This window comes from Erythrobacter donghaensis (genome assembly GCF_002155425.1).
Lineage (GTDB): Bacteria > Pseudomonadota > Alphaproteobacteria > Sphingomonadales > Sphingomonadaceae > Erythrobacter > Erythrobacter donghaensis.
The window spans coordinates 32,350-51,003 of the sequence record NZ_MUYG01000010.1 but is presented as its reverse complement, the minus strand read 5'-3'; the positions used below and the strand labels follow the sequence as shown (position 1 = coordinate 51,003).

At 66.6% G+C, this 18,654-nt stretch carries 14 protein-coding genes; 11 read left to right on the top strand and 3 right to left on the bottom strand.

Annotation, left to right across the window (positions count from 1 at the left end; all coding sequences use genetic code 11):
- From BZF59_RS08710 to BZF59_RS08690, 5 genes are all read left to right on the top strand, one after another.
- Entirely contained in the window at nt 1-2,856 is a 2,856-nt protein-coding gene (locus BZF59_RS08710; protein ID WP_086607880.1) for a M16 family metallopeptidase, read from the top strand.
- A gap of 235 nt (nt 2,857-3,091) precedes the next feature.
- On the top strand, nt 3,092-3,391 hold the full coding sequence (locus tag BZF59_RS08705; protein ID WP_086607879.1) for a lipocalin/fatty acid-binding family protein: 300 nt from the start codon (nt 3,092-3,094) through the stop codon (nt 3,389-3,391).
- Between the two features lie 139 nt (nt 3,392-3,530).
- Nucleotides 3,531-3,965 (top strand): META domain-containing protein, encoded by a 435-nt coding sequence (locus tag BZF59_RS08700; protein WP_158094294.1) that lies wholly within the window; start codon nt 3,531-3,533, stop codon nt 3,963-3,965.
- 125 nt (nt 3,966-4,090) lie between these two features.
- Nucleotides 4,091-5,761 (top strand): MFS transporter, encoded by a 1,671-nt coding sequence (locus BZF59_RS08695; protein ID WP_086607877.1) that lies wholly within the window; start codon nt 4,091-4,093, stop codon nt 5,759-5,761.
- A gap of 109 nt (nt 5,762-5,870) precedes the next feature.
- Nucleotides 5,871-9,248 carry a sensor histidine kinase gene (locus BZF59_RS08690; RefSeq protein WP_086607876.1) on the top strand — a complete coding sequence of 1,126 codons (3,378 nt, stop codon included), beginning with the start codon at nt 5,871-5,873 and terminating at the stop codon, nt 9,246-9,248.
- Here BZF59_RS08690 and BZF59_RS08685 read toward each other — a convergent pair.
- Together BZF59_RS08685 and acs are read right to left on the bottom strand one after the other, a co-directional pair.
- Nucleotides 9,218-9,856, bottom strand: coding sequence for a LuxR family transcriptional regulator (locus BZF59_RS08685; RefSeq protein WP_086607875.1), 639 nt, complete (start codon nt 9,854-9,856; stop codon nt 9,218-9,220). The genes BZF59_RS08690 and BZF59_RS08685 overlap by 31 nt on opposite strands.
- A 4-nt stretch (nt 9,857-9,860) precedes the next feature.
- The gene (acs, locus tag BZF59_RS08680) at nt 9,861-11,792 is read right to left on the bottom strand and encodes an acetate--CoA ligase (RefSeq protein ID WP_086607874.1); all 1,932 of its coding nucleotides are present in this window, start codon (nt 11,790-11,792) and stop codon (nt 9,861-9,863) included.
- A 145-nt stretch (nt 11,793-11,937) separates the two neighbouring features.
- Here acs and BZF59_RS08675 point away from each other — a divergent pair, with 145 nt between their 5' ends.
- A complete protein-coding gene (locus tag BZF59_RS08675) occupies nt 11,938-13,356 on the top strand; it encodes a DcaP family trimeric outer membrane transporter (protein WP_245806085.1) in 1,419 nt (472 codons plus the stop codon).
- 75 nt (nt 13,357-13,431) lie between these two features.
- On the opposite strand, the gene BZF59_RS08670 is transcribed toward BZF59_RS08675, so the two are convergent.
- Nucleotides 13,432-14,109, bottom strand: coding sequence for an OmpW/AlkL family protein (locus tag BZF59_RS08670; RefSeq protein WP_245806084.1), 678 nt, complete (start codon nt 14,107-14,109; stop codon nt 13,432-13,434).
- A gap of 148 nt (nt 14,110-14,257) precedes the next feature.
- On the opposite strand from BZF59_RS08670, the gene BZF59_RS08665 reads away from it, so the two are divergent.
- The 5 genes from BZF59_RS08665 to ccoP all read left to right on the top strand — a co-directional run bounded on the left by BZF59_RS08665 (nt 14,258) and on the right by ccoP (nt 18,621).
- Complete coding sequence (locus BZF59_RS08665; RefSeq protein ID WP_086607873.1) at nt 14,258-14,995, top strand: Crp/Fnr family transcriptional regulator; 738 nt, start codon at nt 14,258-14,260, stop codon at nt 14,993-14,995.
- Between the two features lie 75 nt (nt 14,996-15,070).
- A complete protein-coding gene (gene ccoN, locus BZF59_RS08660) occupies nt 15,071-16,738 on the top strand; it encodes a cytochrome-c oxidase, cbb3-type subunit I (RefSeq protein ID WP_086607872.1) in 1,668 nt (555 codons plus the stop codon).
- Nucleotides 16,739-16,761: 23 nt separating this feature from the next.
- A complete protein-coding gene (gene ccoO, locus BZF59_RS08655) occupies nt 16,762-17,544 on the top strand; it encodes a cytochrome-c oxidase, cbb3-type subunit II (protein ID WP_245806083.1) in 783 nt (260 codons plus the stop codon).
- Entirely contained in the window at nt 17,541-17,705 is a 165-nt protein-coding gene (locus BZF59_RS08650; RefSeq protein ID WP_086607870.1) for a cbb3-type cytochrome c oxidase subunit 3, read from the top strand. The genes ccoO and BZF59_RS08650 overlap by 4 nt, the downstream gene beginning before the upstream one ends.
- Nucleotides 17,695-18,621 carry a cytochrome-c oxidase, cbb3-type subunit III gene (gene ccoP / locus BZF59_RS08645; protein ID WP_086607869.1) on the top strand — a complete coding sequence of 309 codons (927 nt, stop codon included), beginning with the start codon at nt 17,695-17,697 and terminating at the stop codon, nt 18,619-18,621. The genes BZF59_RS08650 and ccoP overlap by 11 nt, the downstream gene beginning before the upstream one ends.
- The last annotated feature ends 33 nt before the right edge of the window (nt 18,622-18,654 follow it).

Here is an 18,654-nt window from a genome sequence, read left to right as displayed (position 1 = left end):
ATGACCCATCGTTTTGCTGCCGCCAGCCTTTCGGCGCTCGCGCTTGCGCTTGCCGTGCCCTTCAGCCCCGCGCTGGCCGACAACCATGCCGGACACAGCGCCGCCGCCCCGGAAGCAACCGCCGATCTCGAAGCGCTCGTCAGCCAGGTGAAGATTCCCTACGAGGAATTCGAGCTCGCCAATGGCCTCACCGTGCTGGTGCACGAGGATCGCAAGGCCCCGGTGGTCAATGTCACCGTGTGGTACAATGTCGGCTCGAAGGACGAGCCCAAGGGCCAGACCGGCTTTGCCCACCTGTTCGAACACCTGATGTTCAACGGATCGGAAAACGCGCCTGCGGACTACTTCCAGTATCTCGCTGAAATGGGCGCGACCGATTACAACGGCACGACCTGGTTCGACCGCACCAACTACTTCCAGACCGTCCCCAAGCCCGCGCTCGAGCGCGCGCTGTGGCTGGAAAGCGACCGGATGGGCTACCTGCTCGGCGCGGTGACGCAGGGCAAGCTCGATAACCAGCGCGGCGTGGTGCAGAACGAAAAGCGGCAGGGCGACAACCAGCCCGGCGGCCTCGTCTATTACGAAGTGCTCAAGACGCTGTTCCCCGAAGGCCACCCCTATCGCCACTCGACGATCGGCTCGATGGCCGATCTCGACGCCGCCTCGATGGAGGACGTGAAGGCGTGGTTCACCGAGAATTACGGCCCCAACAACGCGACGCTGGTTCTGGCCGGCGACATCTCCGCCGCCGAAGCCCGCCCGCTGGTGGAGAAGTATTTCGGTGCCATCGCGCGCGGCCCCGTGAACACGCCCGCGCAGGCTGAAGTCCCCACCCTCAAGGAGCCGGTGCGCAAGACCTTCAAGGATCAGGTCGCCGCGACCAGCGTCACGCATTACTGGCCGGTTCAGGGCCTGACCGGCGAAGATCGCATCGCGCTCGATGTCGGAGCCTCGATCCTCGGCGGGCTGGCCTCAAGCCGGCTCGACAATGTGCTGGTGCGCGACGAGCAACTCGCGGTCGGCGTGTCGGCGGGCAATTCCGCCTACCAGCGCATCGGGATGCTCGAGGTCGAGGCGACCGCCAAGGCGGGTGTCGATATCGCCGTGCTCGAAAAGCGGATGGACGAGGTGATCGCCGATCTGATCGCCAATGGCCCGACCGAGGATGAAGTGCGCCGCGCCGTCACCAGCAATCTCGCCCGCACGATCCGCGGGCTGGAGCAGGTCGGCGGCTTCAACGGCAAGGCGCAGACGCTGGCCGAGGGCGAAGTGCTGACCGGCGACCCCGCCTTCTACGCCCGCGAATTCGAAACCCTCGCCAAGCTTACCCCTGCCGAGGTGCAGGCCGCGCTCGCCAAGTGGATGACCCGTCCGGCGATGACCGTGATCCTCGAACCGGGCGAGCGCGATGCCTCCTACGAGGAAGCCGCCTCGGTCAAGGCCGAGGGCGACAATGCCTCCGAACGCGACCGGGCGGCTGAAGAGATCACCGTCTCCGAAGTCCGCCCCAAGCCGCCGATCGACACCATCGCGGCGCTGGACTTCCCCGATGTGGAACGCGCGACCCTCGCCAACGGGATGAAGGTCACCTACGTGCAGCGCACCGCCGTCCCCGCGACCTGGGTGGCGATGAGCTTCAACGCCGGCGGCGCGGCCGATCCGGCGGGCAAGGCGGGCCTCGAAGGCCTGACCATGGCGCTGTTCGACGAAGGCACCAAGAACCTCAGCGCGCAGGCCATCGCCGAAACCAGCGAGCGTCTGGGGGCCAGCGTCTCGGTCGGGGGCGGCGATGACCGTTCGACCTTCACGCTTGCCGCGCTGTCGGCCAACCTCGCGCCCAGCCTCGATCTGCTGCGCCAGATCATGCGCGAGCCGGCCTTCAACCCGGCCGATCTTGAGCGGGTGCGCAGCCAGACCATCACCGGCATCCGCCGCGCGATGAAGTCGCCGCAGGGCATCGCCCAGCGCACGCTCACGCCCGAACTTTTCGGCGCGGGCACGCCCTATGGCACGATCACCACGGTCGCGAGCGTCAGCAGCATCACCCGCGACGATCTGATCGCCTTCAAGGACAGCTGGATCCGTCCCGACAATGGCGAGGTCTTCGTGATCTCGGACAAGCCGCTGGCCGAGGTCGTCAGCGCGCTCGACACCGCCTTCGGCAACTGGACCGCGCCGGCAACCCCCAAGGGCAGCAAGAGCGTCACCGCCAGTCAGGCGGCCGAGGGCAACCGGATCATCCTCGTCAACCGTCCCAACTCGCCGCAGAGCTTCATCTTCGGCGCGCAGATCACCCCGCTCGATGCGGGCGACCCGGAGTTCATCGCCTTCGGCAGCGCCAACAACTCGCTGGGCGGCAACTTCCTCGCGCGGCTCAACATGAACCTGCGCGAGACCAAGGGCTGGAGCTACGGCGTGCGCGGCGGTGCACAGGCGCGCGAGAATGCCGTGGTCTACGGCATTTCGGGCGGCGTGCAGGCTGACCGCACCGGGGATTCGCTCGCGGAAATGATCCGCGAGACCGAGGAATTCCTCACCGTGAAGGGCGTCACCGCCGAAGAGCTGGAGCGCAACAAGGCGAGCGAAATCGGCGCGCTGCCGGGCCGCTACGAAACCTCGCCCGCGGTGCTCGGCGCGCTTCAGGGCAATGCCCTGTTCGGACGTCCGGACAATTATCAGGAAACCCTCGCCAGCATCTACCGCGACCAGACCGCCGAAGCGCTGGACGCGGTCGCCCGCGCGGCGATCGACACCGACAAGTTCGTGTGGGTCGTAGTCGGCGATGCCAGCAAGGTCCGCAGCCAGCTCGAACCGCTCGGCCTGCCGATCGAGCAGCGCGAGATGGAAGGGGAATAAGGAGCCTTTGCGGGTTCGCTGATGCGAACCTGCTGACCTCCCGCCCCGCCTCCCCACCCGGCCACCATATCATGATGGTATCATTGGTGGCCGGGTGGGGAGGCGGGGCGGGAGGTCAGCGCCACCGACAGGTGGCACGCCTTCAAAAACCATTGAAGCGCGTTGACATCGGTGTAAATAACGCAACCTGAAGTGCCGCCTCGCCCGAGGCCTGCACCCTCTGGAGGAGTGGAATATGTCTGTTGCAGGAACCTACAAAACGACCGTCAAGAGCCCGATGGGCGACCAGACCGGCACCCTGACTGTCGTGCCCGATGGCGACAGCTTCTCGGGCTCGCTGGTTGGCAGCCTCGGTTCGATGGACATCAAGGATGGCACTATCGACGGCAACACCATCAAGTGGCAGATGAACATGGTCGTGCCGATGCCGATGACGCTCGATTGCGAAGCGACCATCGATGGCGACACGCTGACCGGTTCGGTCAATGCCGGGGCCTTCGGCGCGATGCCGCTGTCGGGCACCCGCGAAGCCTGATTGGCACCGCAAGGTTGTAAAAAAGCCGCCGGAGCCCCGCGCTCCGGCGGCTTTTTTTCATGCCCGGTTTGGTGGCCGGATTGCGTCTGTTCATCTGAAGGGGCTATTTCTGGCCCGTGCTGACTTTTGGGGAATGATGATGAAGCGTCTCACCGTGTTTGCCGCCACCGCCGCCACCCTTGCCCTCGGAGCCTGCGTGACCGTGCCCGACACCCACCCGCTGACCGGTACCGAATGGCAGCTTGTCGCGATCGACACCTCGGGCAGCACCACAACGCTCACCCCGGCGCTGCAAAGCCGCCATACCATCGCCTTCATGGACGCAGGCGAGATGCAGCTTCAGCTCGATTGCAACCGCGGCCGCTCGACCTGGACTGCAGGCCAGCCCGCCAATGGCGCGGGCAGCATCGCGATTGGCCCCGTCGCAGGCACGAAAATGCTCTGCCCCGAGCCGAGCTTCGGCGACGAACTCGCACGCCTTTCCGAAGCCCAACGCTACACTACCACGCTCGACGGGCGTCAGCTGGTGATCGAGACCGGGGCGCTGCGCTACACCTTCACGTCTGCGGAATAGCCATACCGTCTGCGACCAAGGTCTAGCTTTCGCCGCTTCCCTTTCCGCGCGAAGTTGCCATCCTCGACACGATCGGCGCAGATGCGACCGGTCCGGGGATCGGGCGCACAAGCGGGAGACGGACAATGGCGACGACATATGATGACGCCCTGCCCAAGCATCACAAGGTCACGGGGACGGAAAAGCGCGTCATCCTGGCCTCGTCGCTGGGCACGGTGTTCGAATGGTATGATTTCTACCTCTACGGGCTGCTGGCGACGATCATTTCGGCGCAGTTCTTCTCGGGGGTGAACGAGACCACCGGCTTCATCTTCGCGCTCGCCGCCTTTGCCGCGGGCTTCGCGGTGCGGCCCTTCGGCGCGCTGGTGTTCGGCCGGCTGGGCGATCTGGTGGGGCGCAAATACACCTTCCTCGTCACCATGGGCCTGATGGGCTTTGCGACCTTCACGGTCGGGCTGCTGCCGAATTACACCAGCATCGGGGTGGCTGCTCCGATCATGCTGGTGGTGCTGCGGCTGCTTCAGGGCCTTGCGCTCGGCGGCGAATATGGCGGAGCGGCGACCTATGTTGCCGAACACGCCCCCAACAACAAGCGCGGGCTCTACACCAGCTTCATCCAGACGACCGCCACGCTCGGGCTGTTCGCCGCGCTGCTGGTGGTGATCGGGACGCGCACCATGATCGGCGAGGACGCCTTCAAGGAATGGGGCTGGCGCGTGCCATTCCTGATCTCGGCAGTGCTGCTCGGCGTTTCGCTGTGGATCCGGATGCAGCTGCAGGAAAGCCCGGTCTTCCAGAAGATGAAGGAGGAAGGCACCAATTCCAAGGCACCGATCTCGGAAGCTTTCGGCAACTGGAAGAACGGCAAGTTCGCGCTGATCGCGCTGCTCGGCGCGGTCGCGGGGCAGGCGGTGGTGTGGTACACCGGCCAGTTCTATGCGCTGTTCTTTCTCGAAAAAGTCCTGATGGTGGACGGCGCGACGACCAATATCCTGATCGCCGTCGCGCTCGCCATCGGCACGCCGTTCTTCATCTTCTTCGGCTGGCTGTCCGACCGGGTGGGGCGCAAGCCGATCATCCTTTCGGGCTGCGCGCTGGCGGCGATGACGTTCTTCCCGGCCTTCCATGCTCTGACCGCAGCGGCCAATCCGGCGCTGGCGCAGGCGCAGGCCACGGCCCCTGTCACCGTCATCGTAAACGACGCCGATTGCTCGGTGCAGTTCGACCCGATCGGCAAGAACAAGTTCGACGCCAAGAGCTGCGATATTGCCAAATCGTTCCTCGCCAAGAGCGGTGTCAGCTACGCCAAGGTCGAAGCGGACGCCGGAACGATCGCGCAGATCACGGTGGGCGCGAAGACCTTTGTCGCTCCTGACCCGGCCAAGCTTTCGGGTGACGAGCGCAAGGCCGCCATCGCTGGCTATCAGGACGAGGTGAAGGCCGCGCTGGCGGCGGCGGGTTACCCGGCCAAGGCCGACCCCGATGCGATCAATACCCCGGTGGTGATCGCCATTCTCACCTACCTGGTGCTGCTGGTGACGATGGTCTACGGGCCCATTGCCGCGCTGCTGGTGGAGTTGTTCCCCACGCGCATCCGCTACACCGCGATGAGCCTGCCCTATCACATCGGCAATGGCTGGTTCGGCGGCTTCCTGCCGACCACGGCCTTCGCGATGGTGGCAGCGACGGGCAATATCTACTTCGGGTTGTGGTATCCGGTGGCGATCTGCGCGGCCACCGTGGTGATCGGGCTGCTGTTCCTGCCCGAAACCTTCCGCCGCAATATCGATGACTGATACCCCCGCCTGACGGGTCGCAGGAGGGGCGGTGTCCGCAAGGTGGCCGCCCCTTTGCTTTGTGCCCCGCTTGCAGTAGCTTGGGCTGCGGGAGAGAGGGATCAGAGCCATGATGCTGGGCGCGGCGCTTATTGCCGCCATGATCTATCTGGGTGCATTGTTCTGGCTCGCCGCCTGGCGCGACGCGCGGCCTGAGAGCGGCTCGGGCTGGCTGAGGCGGCACGCGGGCACGATCTACGGCCTCAGCCTAGCGGTCTATTGCACCAGCTGGACGTTCTTCGGCGGAGTCGGAACGGCGGTCACGGCAGGGATGGATTACCTGCCGATCTATCTCGGGCCGATCCTGGTCTTCACGCTGGGCTTTGGCCTCGTGCGGCGGATTCTGGCGCAGGCCAAGGCGCAGCATTCGACCTCGATCGCGGACTTTCTCTCTGCCCGCTACGGCAAGAGCGCGAGCATAGCCGCGCTGGTGACGGTGATCGCCAGTCTCGGCACGCTGCCCTACATGGCGCTGCAGCTCGATGCGGTCGGCACCACGCTGCTGCTGATGGCGCCCGATCTGCGCGCGCAGCTGGCGACCGACGAGCTGGTGCTGATCGTCGCCGCCTTGATGGGGCTGTTCGCCATCCTGTTCGGATCGCGCCGCGCCGACCGGGCGGGCGAGAACGCGGGCCTTGTGCTGAGCATCGCCGCCGAGGCGCTGGTCAAGCTCGCCGCGCTGCTGGCAGTGGGCGCACTGGCCGTGTGGCTGCTGCTGACGGGCGAAGCCCCGGCCCCCGCCACCCCGCCTGCGCTGTTCGCTCCCGATCCGGTCGACGCGCGCTTCATTGTGCTGACCGCGATCTCGGCCGCCGCGATCCTGTGCCTGCCGCGCCAGTTCCACATGACCTTCATCGAAGCGCCGGGCGAGCGCGCGGACGGAGCGATGCGCTGGGTATTCCCGGCCTATCTCGCAGCCACGGCCGCGGTGATCGTGCCGCTGGTGCTGGCGGCGCGGACGGCGCTTCCGGCGGGCACCGATCCCGACACCATCGTGCTCGCCCTGCCGCTGGCGACGGGCAACACCGCGCTCGCTGTGCTGGTGTTCCTCGGCGGCTTATCGGCGGCGACCGGCATGATCGTGGTGGCGAGCGTGGCGCTGTCGATCATGATCACCAATGACCTCGTCACCCCGCTGCTGCTGCGCCGCGCGCTCGCCGGACGGGGCGACCGCAGCCGCATCGCAAAGCGCCTGCTGCTGATCCGCCGGGTGACGATCGCCGCACTGCTGGCCGCGGCCTATGCGGTCTATCGCGGGTTCGCCGGGATCACTGATCTCGCCGGGCTCGGCACGCTGGCCTTCGCCGCCGCAGCGCAATTCGCTCCGGGGCTGGTGCTGGGCATGGTGAGCCAGCACGGCAACCGCGCAGGCATGCTGGCCGGGCTGGCGAGCGGCTTTGCGCTGTGGCTGGCGCTGCTGATCTGGCCTGCCCTCAGCGGCACCGCCCCGCCCTTTGCCATTCACCCCGATCCGCTGGTTTCGGGCGTGATCCTCAGCCTCGGCGTCAACGCTGCGCTCTACTGGCTTGTTTCGGCGATCATTCGACCCTCGCTGCTCGATGCCGCGCAGGCCGCCGCCTTCGTCGGCACGCCCATGCCCGGCGAGCTGCCCCGCCGCGCCACCGCCAAGCGCGTGGGCGACGTGCGCGCGCTGCTCGGCCAGTTCGTCGGGCGCGAGCGGGCCGACGCGGCGCTCGCCCCGCTGCACCTGCGCAATGGCGATCCCGCCGGCGCGGCGGTGCTGGAGCTGGCGGAGCGGATGATCTCGGGCGTGATCGGCACGTCGTCGGCCCGGATGCTGGTGCACTCATGGGCGGGCGGCGACCCCATCCCGCTGCCCGAAGTCGTCGCCATGTTCGACGAGACGCAGCGCCGCCTCAACTTCTCCGCCGACCTGCTCCAGACCGCGATCGAGAGCATCGATCAGGGCGTTGCGCTGGTCGATGGCGAGATGCGGCTGGTGGCGTGGAACAGCCGCTATCAGCAGATCTTCGACCTGCCCGACCGGCTGGTGCAGGTCGGCACGCCGATTGCCGATCTGATCCGCTTCAACCTCGAACGCAGCCAGCTGCCCGAGACCGACATCGCCGAGCAGGTCGAGCGCCGCCTCGGCTATATGCGCGCCGGGACCGAGCACCGGATCGAGCGGGTGCAGCACGATGGCCGCGTGCTCAGGATCGTCGGCGCGCCCACACCGGGGGGTGGTTACACCACCTCCTACACCGACATCACCGCTGATCGCCGGGCCGAACAGGCGCTGGAAGAGAAGGTCGCCGAGCGCACCCGCCAGCTCAGCGCAGCCAACGCCTTGCTGGCCGAAGCGACCCGCTCCAAGACCCGCTTCCTCGCCGCCGCGAGCCACGATCTGATCCAGCCCCTGAACGCCGCGCGCCTGTTCGCCTCAGCGCTGGGCGAGGAGGTCAGCGGGCAAGCGACGCTGAAGCGGCTGGTGACCGATCTCGACGGCTCGATTGTCGCGGCGGATCGCCTGATCCGGGTGCTGCTGGAGATTTCCAAGCTCGACAGCGGCGGGGTGGTGCCCGTGCCCGAACCGATCGCGCTTGATCAGCTGTTCGAGGATGTGGCGCGCGAATTCGTGCTGCAGGCGCAGGCCAAGGGGCTGCGGCTGCGGCGCGCGCGGACCAATGCCTGGGTGATGGCCGACCGCGCGCTGCTCACCGCCGTCTTGCGCAACCTCCTGAGCAACGCGGTCCGCTACACCGCGCGCGGCGGCATCCTGATCGGGGTGCGGCGGCGCGGCGATGCAGCGGTAATCTGCATCCACGATACCGGACGCGGGATCGCGCCCGAGGATATCGAGCGCATCTTCGGCGAGTTCGAGCGCGGCGCCTCGACCGACCGCGAGGGGCTGGGCCTCGGCCTCGCCATCGTCCGGCGCGCGGCGCGGCTGCTGGGGGTGGAGATTGAGACCACCTCGACGATTGATCGCGGCAGCCGCTTTGCGCTCGCCCTGCCTGTGCTGCGCCGCGCCGCGGCTCCTGTTGCCGCACCTGTCCCGCCGCGCGCGGCCAGCGGGTTGGGCGCAGCTTCCGTGCTGGTGATCGACAACGATCCCGCCGTGCTCGCCGCGACCGCCGCGCTGCTGGGCAAGTGGGGCCTCACGGTCACCTGCGCCGCCAGCCTTGCCGAAGCGCGCGCCGCCATGCCGGACGTGCCCGACATCGCGATCATGGACTACCGCCTCGACGGAGACGCGCGCGGCGACGCGGCTTTTGCGGCGCTGTGCGAGGGTTGGGGCGCGCGCCCGCCGGTGATCCTGCTGACCGCCGAAAGCTCCGAGGAAACCGAAGCCGCCGCCGCGCGGATGAGCGCGCATCGGCTGATCAAGCCCGCTCCGCCCGCCGCCCTGCGCGCGCTGATCGCCACCGCGCTGGCACAGGGCCGCGCAGCCCGGCCTCAGGCTCTAGTAGAATCCGCCACCGGCTGATCGACCTCCAGCTTGGCGGCGACCAGCACCGCCTGCGTCCGGCTGCCCACCCCGAGCTTGCGCAGGATCGCGGTGATATGCGCCTTCACCGTCGCCTCGCTGATCGACAGTTCATAGGCGATCTGCTTGTTGAGCAGGCCTTGCCTTATCCCGCCCAGAATGCGCCGCTGGGCCGGGGTGAGACTGGCGATGCGGGCAAGATCGTCGTCCGCGCCTGCGCCGCTCTCCGGGAACCACGCATCGCCATCGCGCACTGCGGCGAGCCCTTCGCGTATCGCCTCGAGGCTCGCCGATTTGGGGATGAAGCCTGCCGCCCCCAGCTGCGCCGCTGCCGCCGCAACGCGCGGCTCCTCGGAAGCCGAGACGATCACGATCGGCAGCGCCGGGTAATCCTGCCGCAGGTCCATCAGCACGGGGAGGCCGGAGGAATCCGCCATGTGCAGGTCGAGCAGCAGCGTCTCCGCCTCGCCCTCTGCCAGTGCGGCGCGCGCCTCGGCGGCGGAGCTGGCCTCGATAATCGCAGCCTCGGGCCACACCCGCCCCACCGCATGGGCGAGCGCGCTGCGGAACAGCGGGTGGTCGTCGGCAATGACAATGCGCCCTGCCATGGCCCTAACGGTTTTGCCGCCCTTCAATCAGCCGCTCGACCAGCGAGGGGTCAGCCAGCGTCGAGGTGTCGCCGAGCGAGCCGAAGTCGTTCTCGGCGATCTTGCGCAGGATGCGGCGCATGATCTTGCCCGAGCGGGTCTTGGGCAGGCCATCGGTGAAGTGGATCACATCGGGCGTGGCGATGGGGCCGATTTCCTTGCGCACATGGGCCTTTAATTCGGCGAGCAGCGCGTTAGAGCCCTCCTCGCCCGCGTTCAGGGTAACGTAGCAATAGATACCCTGCCCCTTGATGTCGTGCGGATAGCCGACCACGGCGGCCTCGGCGACCTTGGGGTGGAGCACCAGCGCGCTCTCGACCTCGGCCGTGCCCATCCGGTGGCCCGAGACGTTGATGACATCATCCACCCGGCCCGTGATCCAGTAGTAACCGTCCGCGTCGCGCTTGCAGCCGTCACCGGTGAAGTATTTGCCAGCGTAGGTGCTGAAATAGGTCTGCACGAAGCGCTCGTGATCGCCGTAAACGGTGCGCGCCTGCCCGGGCCAGGAGTGCGTGATGCAAAGGTTGCCCTCGGCAGCGCCCTCCAGCACCTGGCCCTCGTTGTCGACCAGCTGCGGGCGGATGCCGAAGAAGGGGAGGCCTGCGCTCCCCGGCTTCATGTCGTGCGCGCCGGGCAGCGTGGTGATCATGCAGCCGCCGGTTTCGGTCTGCCACCAGGTGTCGATGATCGGGCAGCGGCCCTCGCCGACGACATCGAAATACCAGCGCCACGCCTCGGGATTGATCGGCTCGCCGACGCTTCCCAGCAGGCGCAGGGATGCGCGCGAGCGGCTCGTCACATGATGGTCGCCCTCCCGCATCAGTGCGCGGATCGCGGTGGGGGCGGTGTAGATGATGTTGACCTGATGCTTGTCGACCAGGTCCCAGAAGCGCCCGTGATCGGGGTAATTGGGCACGCCTTCGAACACCACGGCGGTGGCCGCGTTGAACAACGGCCCGTAGACGACATAGCTGTGCCCCGTCACCCAGCCGATATCGGCGGTGCACCAGAACACCTCGCCCGGCTGGTAATCGAAGATGTAATGGAAGGTCGTCGCGGTCCACACGCCGTACCCGCCGGTGGTGTGGAGCACGCCCTTGGGCTTTCCGGTCGAGCCGCTGGTGTAGAGGATGAACAGCGGGTCTTCCGCGTCCATCACCGCGCAGGGGCAATCCGCGTCGCTGGCGAGGTCGGCCAGCCAGTGGTCGCGGCCCTCCTGCATGGTAATGTCGCCGCCGGTGTGGGGGATGACCAGCACGCCCGCGACGTCGGTCGCGTGGGCCGCGAGTTTCAGCGCCGCATCGACATTGGCCTTCAAGGGCACCCGCTTGCCCCCGCGCAGGCCTTCGTCGGCGGTGACGACGAAGCGGCTGCCGCAGTCCTCGATCCGGCCCGCCAGCGCCTCGGGCGAGAAGCCGCCGAACACCACCGAATGCACCGCGCCCAGCCTTGCGCAGGCGAGCATCGCGACCACGCCTTCAAGGATCATCGGCAGATAGAGCGTCACCCGGTCGCCCCGCGCCACGCCCAGCGCCTTCAGCGCATTGGCCATCCGCACCACTTCCTTGTGGAGTTCGCCATAGGTGAGCTTGCGCGAGGGGGTGCTGGGATCGTCGGGCTCGAAGATCAGCGCCGTGGTGTCCGCATGGGTCGCCAGATGCCGGTCGACCGCATTGTGGCACAGGTTGAGCTGGCCGTCCTCGAACCACTTGATCGCGACCGGATCATAGGCCCAGTCACCGCCGATGGTGGGCGCGCGGGTCCAGTCGAGCCGCTGCGCCTGCTCCAGCCAGAAGGCATCGGGCGTCTCCACCGAAGCGCGATACATCGCGTCGTACTGCGCAGGCGTGCAATGCGTGGGGGTGTGGGCCTTGGGCCGCTCGACGGCATGGATCATCTCGACTCTCCCTTTTCTGACCCCGTTGTACATCAGGCTACCAGCCCTGCACCCTCAGACAAAGGTCTTACGACCATCCGCTAGCTGTCGCTTGGGCAGGCTCAGGCGCAATCTCGGCAGGGATAAGAGAGGATGGGAGGGTCACATGATTCACACAGGGACGGCCCGCGCGCTGCGCACCGCGCTGCTCGCCGCGAGCATGCTCACCGCCGCGCCGGTGCTGGCGCAGGAACAGAGCGTCGATGCGCGGCTCGACCGGCTGGAGCGGCTGGTAGAAGGGCTGATTGCCCGGCTCGACGCCGATCAGGGCGAAGCGCAGCAGCAGGCCGAGGCGCTGGCCGCGATCCGCGCCGAGCAGCAGGCCCTGCGCGCCGAGGCTGACGCCACGCAGGAAACCACCCGCACCCTCGCGACCCGGCAGGCCGAGATGTCGGAAAAGCTCGTCGATTTCGCGATCCCTACGGGCGAAGGCTTCAGAATGGGCAAAACCCGCGTCACCTATGGCGGCTATGTGAAGCTCGATGCGACCAGCCAGCGCACCAGCGGCGGGCAGTTGCCGGGCAATTCGATCCTGCGCGATTTCCTCTTCCCCTCCGCCATTCCCGTGGGCGGGGCACCGAGCGGGTTCGACACCGATTTCTCGGCCCGCCAGACGCGGTTCCTGTTCAAGACCGAAACCAATGTCGGCACGGATCACAAGCTGAGCGGGCTGATCGAGCTCGATTTCAACGTCACCGAGGGCGGCAACGAGCGAGTGTCGAACAGCTTCGTGCCACGTATCCGGCAGGCGCTGATCAATTACGACAACTGGACCTTCGGCCAAGGCTGGTCGACCTTCCAGAATGTCGGCGCGCTGCCGGATTCGCTCGACTTCATCGGAGTGACACCGGGCACGGTGTTCGATCGCCAGCCGCTGATCCGTTATACCAAGGGCGGGCTCCAGATCGCGGTCGAGCAGCCCGAGACCGTGGTGACGACCCCGAGCGGCGGGATGGTCACGCCCGGCGACGACCAGATCCCGGACATCGTCGGGCGTTACAACTGGAGCGGCGACTGGGGGCAGATTTCGGCGGCGGGGATCGTGCGGCAGTTGCACGTTTCGACCGACGATCTGATGGGCGTGGACGATGCCGCATGGGGCTATGGCATGAGCCTGTCGGGCAAGCTCAAGGTCGGCCCGCGCGATGATCTGCGCTTCATGGCCACCGCCGGCGACGGGCTGGGGCGCTATATCGGGATCAACATCGTCAACGATGCCGCGATCCGGCCCGACGGGACGCTCGATCCGATCTTCACCTATTCGGGGTTCGCCGCCTATCGCCATGTCTGGGCGCCGAATCTGCGTTCGAACCTTGCAGGGGCCTGGTTCAAGGCCGACAACCCCGTGCGGCTCACCACCAATCAGGTCACCGATGAAAGCTGGAACGCCTTCGTCAACCTGATCTGGACTCCGGTCGGGCCGCTCAATGTCGGGCTGGAGCTGATGTATGCGGAGCGGACGCTGGAAGATGGGCGCAGCGGCAATCTCCAGCGGGTGCAGGTGTCGACGCAGTACAATTTCTGACCCGAACCCATTTAACCAAAATGGCAATGTTTCACGTGAAACATTGCCATTTTGTCATTCTTCAGCAGGAAATGGTCAGAACCGATAGCTGACCCCGGCGCTGATCACCCACGGATCAAGCTTGTGCTCGGTTTCGATCGCCAGCGTGTTGCCGACGAACCAGCGTGCGGTGGTGTCGATGAAATAGCGCTTCACATCGACGCTGAGGCCGAAGCCCTTATCGTTCAGTGGGACATCGAACCCGGCTTGCAGTGCAAGGCCGAATTCGTCCGAGAGGTCGGTCTCGGTCACCCCCAGCGGCAGGGTCGCCGCGCCCGGATCGTCCTTGAGCCAGATGAAATAGGCCGCGCCCGCGCCGACATAGGGCTTCACGCCGCCGAGGTCGAAGTGATACTTCGCCGTGACCGTCGCGGGCAGCAGCAGCGCGTCGGACACCAGCTCGGCCCCAGCGGGTAGCCCGGCGGTGGCATCGACATCATGCTGCGTAACCCCGGCAATCGTCTCGATCGAGACATTGTTGGTGACGAAATATTCGACCGCCAGCGTCGGCACGACATTGTCGTTGGCCTTGGTCTGGGTGGTCGCGGGCAGGCCCGGCAGGTTCACATTGATGTCGGTGATCTTGCCATCGGGCGCCACATAGGTGCCGAGCAGCTTCACCTGAACATCGCCCGCGCGGGTCCCTTCCTGCGCCATCGCAGGCGTAGCCAGCAGCGCCAGGGCCGCGCCGCTCAACATCACAAGAGTCTTCATTTTTCCCGTCCTTGATCGGCAGCAGTGGCCGCCGCGTGCGGCCCAGGGTTGTTGCTGCCTGTGACCGCCCGATAGCCCGCAGGCTCCGGCTGCCTCATTGATCAGGATCAAAGACCTTGGCGCTCCCCACGCCCAAAGCGCTTTCATCATGGCAAGCATCAGCACCTCTTTCGGACAGCAATGCATGGAAGCGTTCCGCGCAGCGCTGCCGCCGGGAACGGGCGGGGCGCTGACCGCCGATCGCCTGTGCGAGGTCGGCTATTGCCTGCATCTGGCCAAGGGCGAAGCTCTGCCGCCCGATCCTTACGAGGATCGGCTGGTGTTCCTCGCGAAGGGCTCGGCCAAGCTTGCTGCCCAGCCGGGTGCGGGCGGGCCGCCGCGGCAGGTGCTGGCCTTCCATTTCGGCGGCGATGTGATTTCGGTGCTGCGCCAGTCTGACGGGGATTTCCGGCTGGTGGCGCTCACCGATTGCGATCTGGTGGTGTTCCCGGCGGACCGCTTTCTCGACATCGCGCAGAACGATCCGGCGGTGCTGCGAACTGTGCTGACGCGCTCGCTTCAGGCGCTCCATCGCAGCCGCACGCGGATGATGCAGATGGGGCACAAGTCCGCCGCCGCGCGGATCGCCGATTTCCTCGTCTCGATGGCCGAGCGGCTGGCGGATTGCTCCACCGGACCCTGCGCCTTCTCGCTGCCGATGAGCCGCCGCGACATCGGCGATTCGCTCGGCCTCACGATCGAGACCGTCAGCCGCCAGCTGACCGAGCTGCGCGAGGCCGGGCTGCTGGCCACCGAGGGCCGCTCGCGCGTGTGCCTGTCCGACGTTTCAGCGCTCGCCCGGATCGCCGGACGGCCCGGGGAGCGCAGCATTCCATCCGAAAACTGAACAAATTTGATCTGGATCAACAACTGCAAAGCCGAGGCCCGCTAGCGAGCGGGTGGACGGAAGGGATAATTCAACATGGAAGCAGTCGTAAGACGGCTGGGGGTCTGGGCGCTTGTCCTGCTCGCCAGCATTGCCGCTATCGCGCTGACGCCGGACAGCGGATTTGCCATCCACATGGGGATCGTGGCGCTGGTCGCGGTAATCCTGATCATCGCTACGGCGACCAGCTATGATCCGCTGGCGAAGGCCCAAAGCATCTTCAAAATGCCTCCCGGGCCGAGCCGCTATGACGATGACGTGATCCGCTGGGGCGTGATCGCGACGATGTTCTGGGGCCTCGCCGGGCTGCTCGCGGGCGTGTTCATCGCCGCGCAGCTGGCCTTTCCCGAGTTGAACCTCGAGCCCTATCTGAACTTCGGCCGGGTGCGTCCGCTGCACACCAGCGCGGTGATCTTCGCCTTCGGGGGCAACGCGCTGCTGGCGACGAGCTTCTACGTCGTCCAGCGCACCTGCCGCACCACGCTGGCCTTTCCCGGCATGGCGCGCTTCGTGTTCTGGGGCTACCAGCTGTTCATCGTGCTCGCCGCGACCGGCTACCTGCTCGGCATCAGCCAGGGCAAGGAATATGCCGAGCCCGAATGGTATGTCGACCTGTGGCTGACGGTGGTGTGGCTCGCCTATCTCGCCGTGTTCGTCGGCACGATCCTGCGGCGGCACGAACCGCACATCTATGTCGCCAACTGGTTCTACCTCGCCTTCATCGTCACCATCGCGATGCTGCACGTGGTCAACAATCTCGCCATGCCGGTGAGCCTGCTGGGGGCCAAGAGCTATTCCGCCTTCGCAGGCGTGCAGGATGCGCTGACCCAGTGGTGGTATGGCCACAACGCCGTGGGCTTCTTCCTCACCGCGGGCTTCCTCGCGATGATGTATTACTTCGTGCCCAAGCAGGCCGGGCGGCCGGTCTATTCCTACCGCCTGTCGATCATCCACTTCTGGTCGCTGATCTTCCTCTACATCTGGGCCGGCCCGCACCACCTCCACTACACCGCCCTGCCCGACTGGGCGCAGACGCTGGGCATGGTCTTCTCGGTGATGCTGTGGATGCCCAGCTGGGGCGGGATGATCAACGGGCTGATGACGCTCAACGGCGCGTGGGACAAGGTCCGCACCGATCCGATCATCCGCATGATGGTGCTCAGCCTCGCCTTCTACGGGATGAGCACCTTCGAAGGCCCGCTGATGAGCATCAAGGCGGTGAACTCGCTGTCGCACTACACCGACTGGACGATCGGCCACGTGCACTCGGGCGCGCTGGGGTGGAACGGGATGATCACCTTCGCCTGTGTCTACTACCTCGTGCCGCGCCTGTGGCAGAAGGAGCGGCTCTACAGCCTGCGGATGATCAACTGGCACTTCTGGCTCGCGACGCTGGGGATCGTTTTCTACGCCTCCTCGATGTGGGTCGCCGGGATCACGCAGGGCCTGATGTGGCGTGAGTATGGTGCCGACGGCTACCTGGTGAACAGCTTCGTCGACACGGTCGCGGCGCTCCACCCGATGTACATTCTGCGCGCTGTCGGCGGGCTGATGTATCTCAGCGGGGCGGTGATCATGGCCTACAATATCTGGATGACCATCGCCGGTCACCAGCGCGCCGAAGCCGCGATGGGCGACACCGCGCACGATGCCGCAAATGACCGGCCGCTCGCCCGTCCGCTCGCCCCCGAACCCGCCGAATAAGCGCTCATCAGGGAACCACAGCCATGAGCAAGAATGCACCCCAATCCCCCATGCCTTCTGGCGTCTTCGAGAGCCACAAGAAACTCGAGAAGAACGTCACCCTGCTGGCTGCCGCCACCCTTGCGGTGGTGGCGGTGGGCGGGATCGTCGAGATCGCGCCGCTGTTCTGGATCGACAACACGATCGAGAAGGTCGAGGGCATGAGGCCCTACACCCCGCTCGAGCAGGCCGGGCGCGACATCTACATCCGCGAAGGCTGCTACACCTGCCACAGCCAGATGATCCGGCCCTTCCGGGACGAAGTCGAACGCTATGGCCACTACAGCCTCGCGGCGGAAAGCATGTATGATCACCCCTTCCAATGGGGCAGCAAGCGCACCGGGCCTGACCTCGCGCGCGTCGGCGGGCGCTATTCGGATGCGTGGCACGTACAGCACCTGAAGTCGCCGCGCTCGGTGGTGCCTGAAAGCATCATGCCGAAATACAGCTTTCTGGCCGAAACGCCGCTGAAGGTGGCGGATGTGGCCGGGAACCTGACCGCGCTGCGCCGCGTGGGCGTGCCCTATTCCGACACTGACATCACTCAGGCCGAGGCCGATCTGATGGCGCAGGCCGATCCAGAAGCCGACGCGGGCGATCTGGCGGAGCGCTATCCCAAGGCGCAGATCCGCGACTTCGACGGCGATCCCGCCCGCGTGACCGAGATGGATGCGCTGGTCGCCTATCTCCAGATGCTCGGCACGCTGGTCGATGTGAACAGCGCTGCCGCGCAGGAAGTGCTCACCAAGGGGGGTGAGGGCCGATGACCGCTTACGAAACCCTGCGCCACTTCGCCGACTCCTACGGGCTGGCGGTGATCACTGCGCTCTATCTGACCCTGTGCCTGTGGCACTTCCGCCCCGGCGCGAAGCCCCATGTGGCCGCCGCCAAGCACTCGATCTTCAAGGACCAGACCGATGGCGAATAAGCGAATTGACGAGCCCACCGGCACCGAGACCGTCGGCCATGAATGGGACGGGATCGAGGAGCTCAACACCCCCCTGCCGCGCTGGTGGCTCTACACCTTCTATGCCACGATCCTGTTCGCAGCGGTCTATGTGGTGCTCTACCCCGCCTGGCCGATGGTTGAGAGCGCCACAAGGGGCACGCTCGGCTGGTCGAGCCGGGGCGATCTCGCCAATGAGATGACCGCCGCCGACATGGCCCGCCAGAGCGTTGTCGAACGGATCGCCGCGACCGATATCGAAAAGCTCCCCGCCGATCCCGAACTGATGCAGGCTGCGATTGCCGGGGGCGCGGCGGCGTTCAAGGTCAACTGCGTGCAATGCCACGGCGCGGGCGCGGCGGGATCGCCCGGATATCCCAATCTCAACGACGACGACTGGATCTGGGGCGGCACGCTGACCGACATCGAATACACCATGACCCACGGCATCCGCTGGGAAGGGGCCGAGGCCACACGGGCGAACTACATGCCGGCGTTTCAGGGCATGTTCGAGCCTGCGCAGGTCGACGCGCTGGCGGGCCATGTCCTGTCGCTGAGCGGCAAGGGCCGCTCGAGCGCGGCGGGCGCGCAGCTCTTCGCCGACAATTGCGCTGCCTGCCACGGCACCGGCGGCGAAGGTGCCTCGGCGATGGGCGCGCCTGCGCTGGGCGATGCGATCTGGCTGTTCGGCGACACCGAGGCGGCGGTGAAGGCGCAGATCCTTGCGCCCCGCCACGGGGTCATGCCCGCATGGCAGGGCAGGCTTGATCCGGTGACGATCAAGATGCTCGCCGCTTACGTCCACTCGCGCGGCGGCGGGCAGCAGCCCGCGCCCGCCCCCGCTGCCGATCCGGCGAGCGATGTCGCCGCCGCAGCCAAGGCCAACACCGGTGGCTGACATGGACGAGATCGAGCGCCCCGCCCCGCCCGT

Bases quoted from the DNA above. Each gene is read 5' to 3' on its own strand.
- BZF59_RS08705 (WP_086607879.1), top strand. From the start codon at position 3,092: ATGTCTGTTGCAGGAACCTACAAAACGACCGTCAAGAGCCCGATGGGC.
- BZF59_RS08650 (WP_086607870.1), top strand. From the start codon at position 17,541: ATGACCGCTTACGAAACCCTGCGCCACTTCGCCGACTCCTACGGGCTG.
- acs (WP_086607874.1), bottom strand. From the start codon at position 11,792: ATGATCCATGCCGTCGAGCGGCCCAAGGCCCACACCCCCACGCATTGC.
- BZF59_RS08695 (WP_086607877.1), top strand. From the start codon at position 4,091: ATGGCGACGACATATGATGACGCCCTGCCCAAGCATCACAAGGTCACG.
- BZF59_RS08685 (WP_086607875.1), bottom strand. From the start codon at position 9,856: ATGGCAGGGCGCATTGTCATTGCCGACGACCACCCGCTGTTCCGCAGC.
- BZF59_RS08690 (WP_086607876.1), top strand. From the start codon at position 5,871: ATGATGCTGGGCGCGGCGCTTATTGCCGCCATGATCTATCTGGGTGCA.
- BZF59_RS08710 (WP_086607880.1), top strand. From the start codon at position 1: ATGACCCATCGTTTTGCTGCCGCCAGCCTTTCGGCGCTCGCGCTTGCG.
- BZF59_RS08700 (WP_158094294.1), top strand. From the start codon at position 3,531: ATGAAGCGTCTCACCGTGTTTGCCGCCACCGCCGCCACCCTTGCCCTC.
- ccoO (WP_245806083.1), top strand. From the start codon at position 16,762: ATGAGCAAGAATGCACCCCAATCCCCCATGCCTTCTGGCGTCTTCGAG.
- BZF59_RS08665 (WP_086607873.1), top strand. From the start codon at position 14,258: ATGGCAAGCATCAGCACCTCTTTCGGACAGCAATGCATGGAAGCGTTC.
- BZF59_RS08670 (WP_245806084.1), bottom strand. From the start codon at position 14,109: ATGAAGACTCTTGTGATGTTGAGCGGCGCGGCCCTGGCGCTGCTGGCT.
- ccoP (WP_086607869.1), top strand. From the start codon at position 17,695: ATGGCGAATAAGCGAATTGACGAGCCCACCGGCACCGAGACCGTCGGC.
- BZF59_RS08675 (WP_245806085.1), top strand. From the start codon at position 11,938: ATGATTCACACAGGGACGGCCCGCGCGCTGCGCACCGCGCTGCTCGCC.
- ccoN (WP_086607872.1), top strand. From the start codon at position 15,071: ATGGAAGCAGTCGTAAGACGGCTGGGGGTCTGGGCGCTTGTCCTGCTC.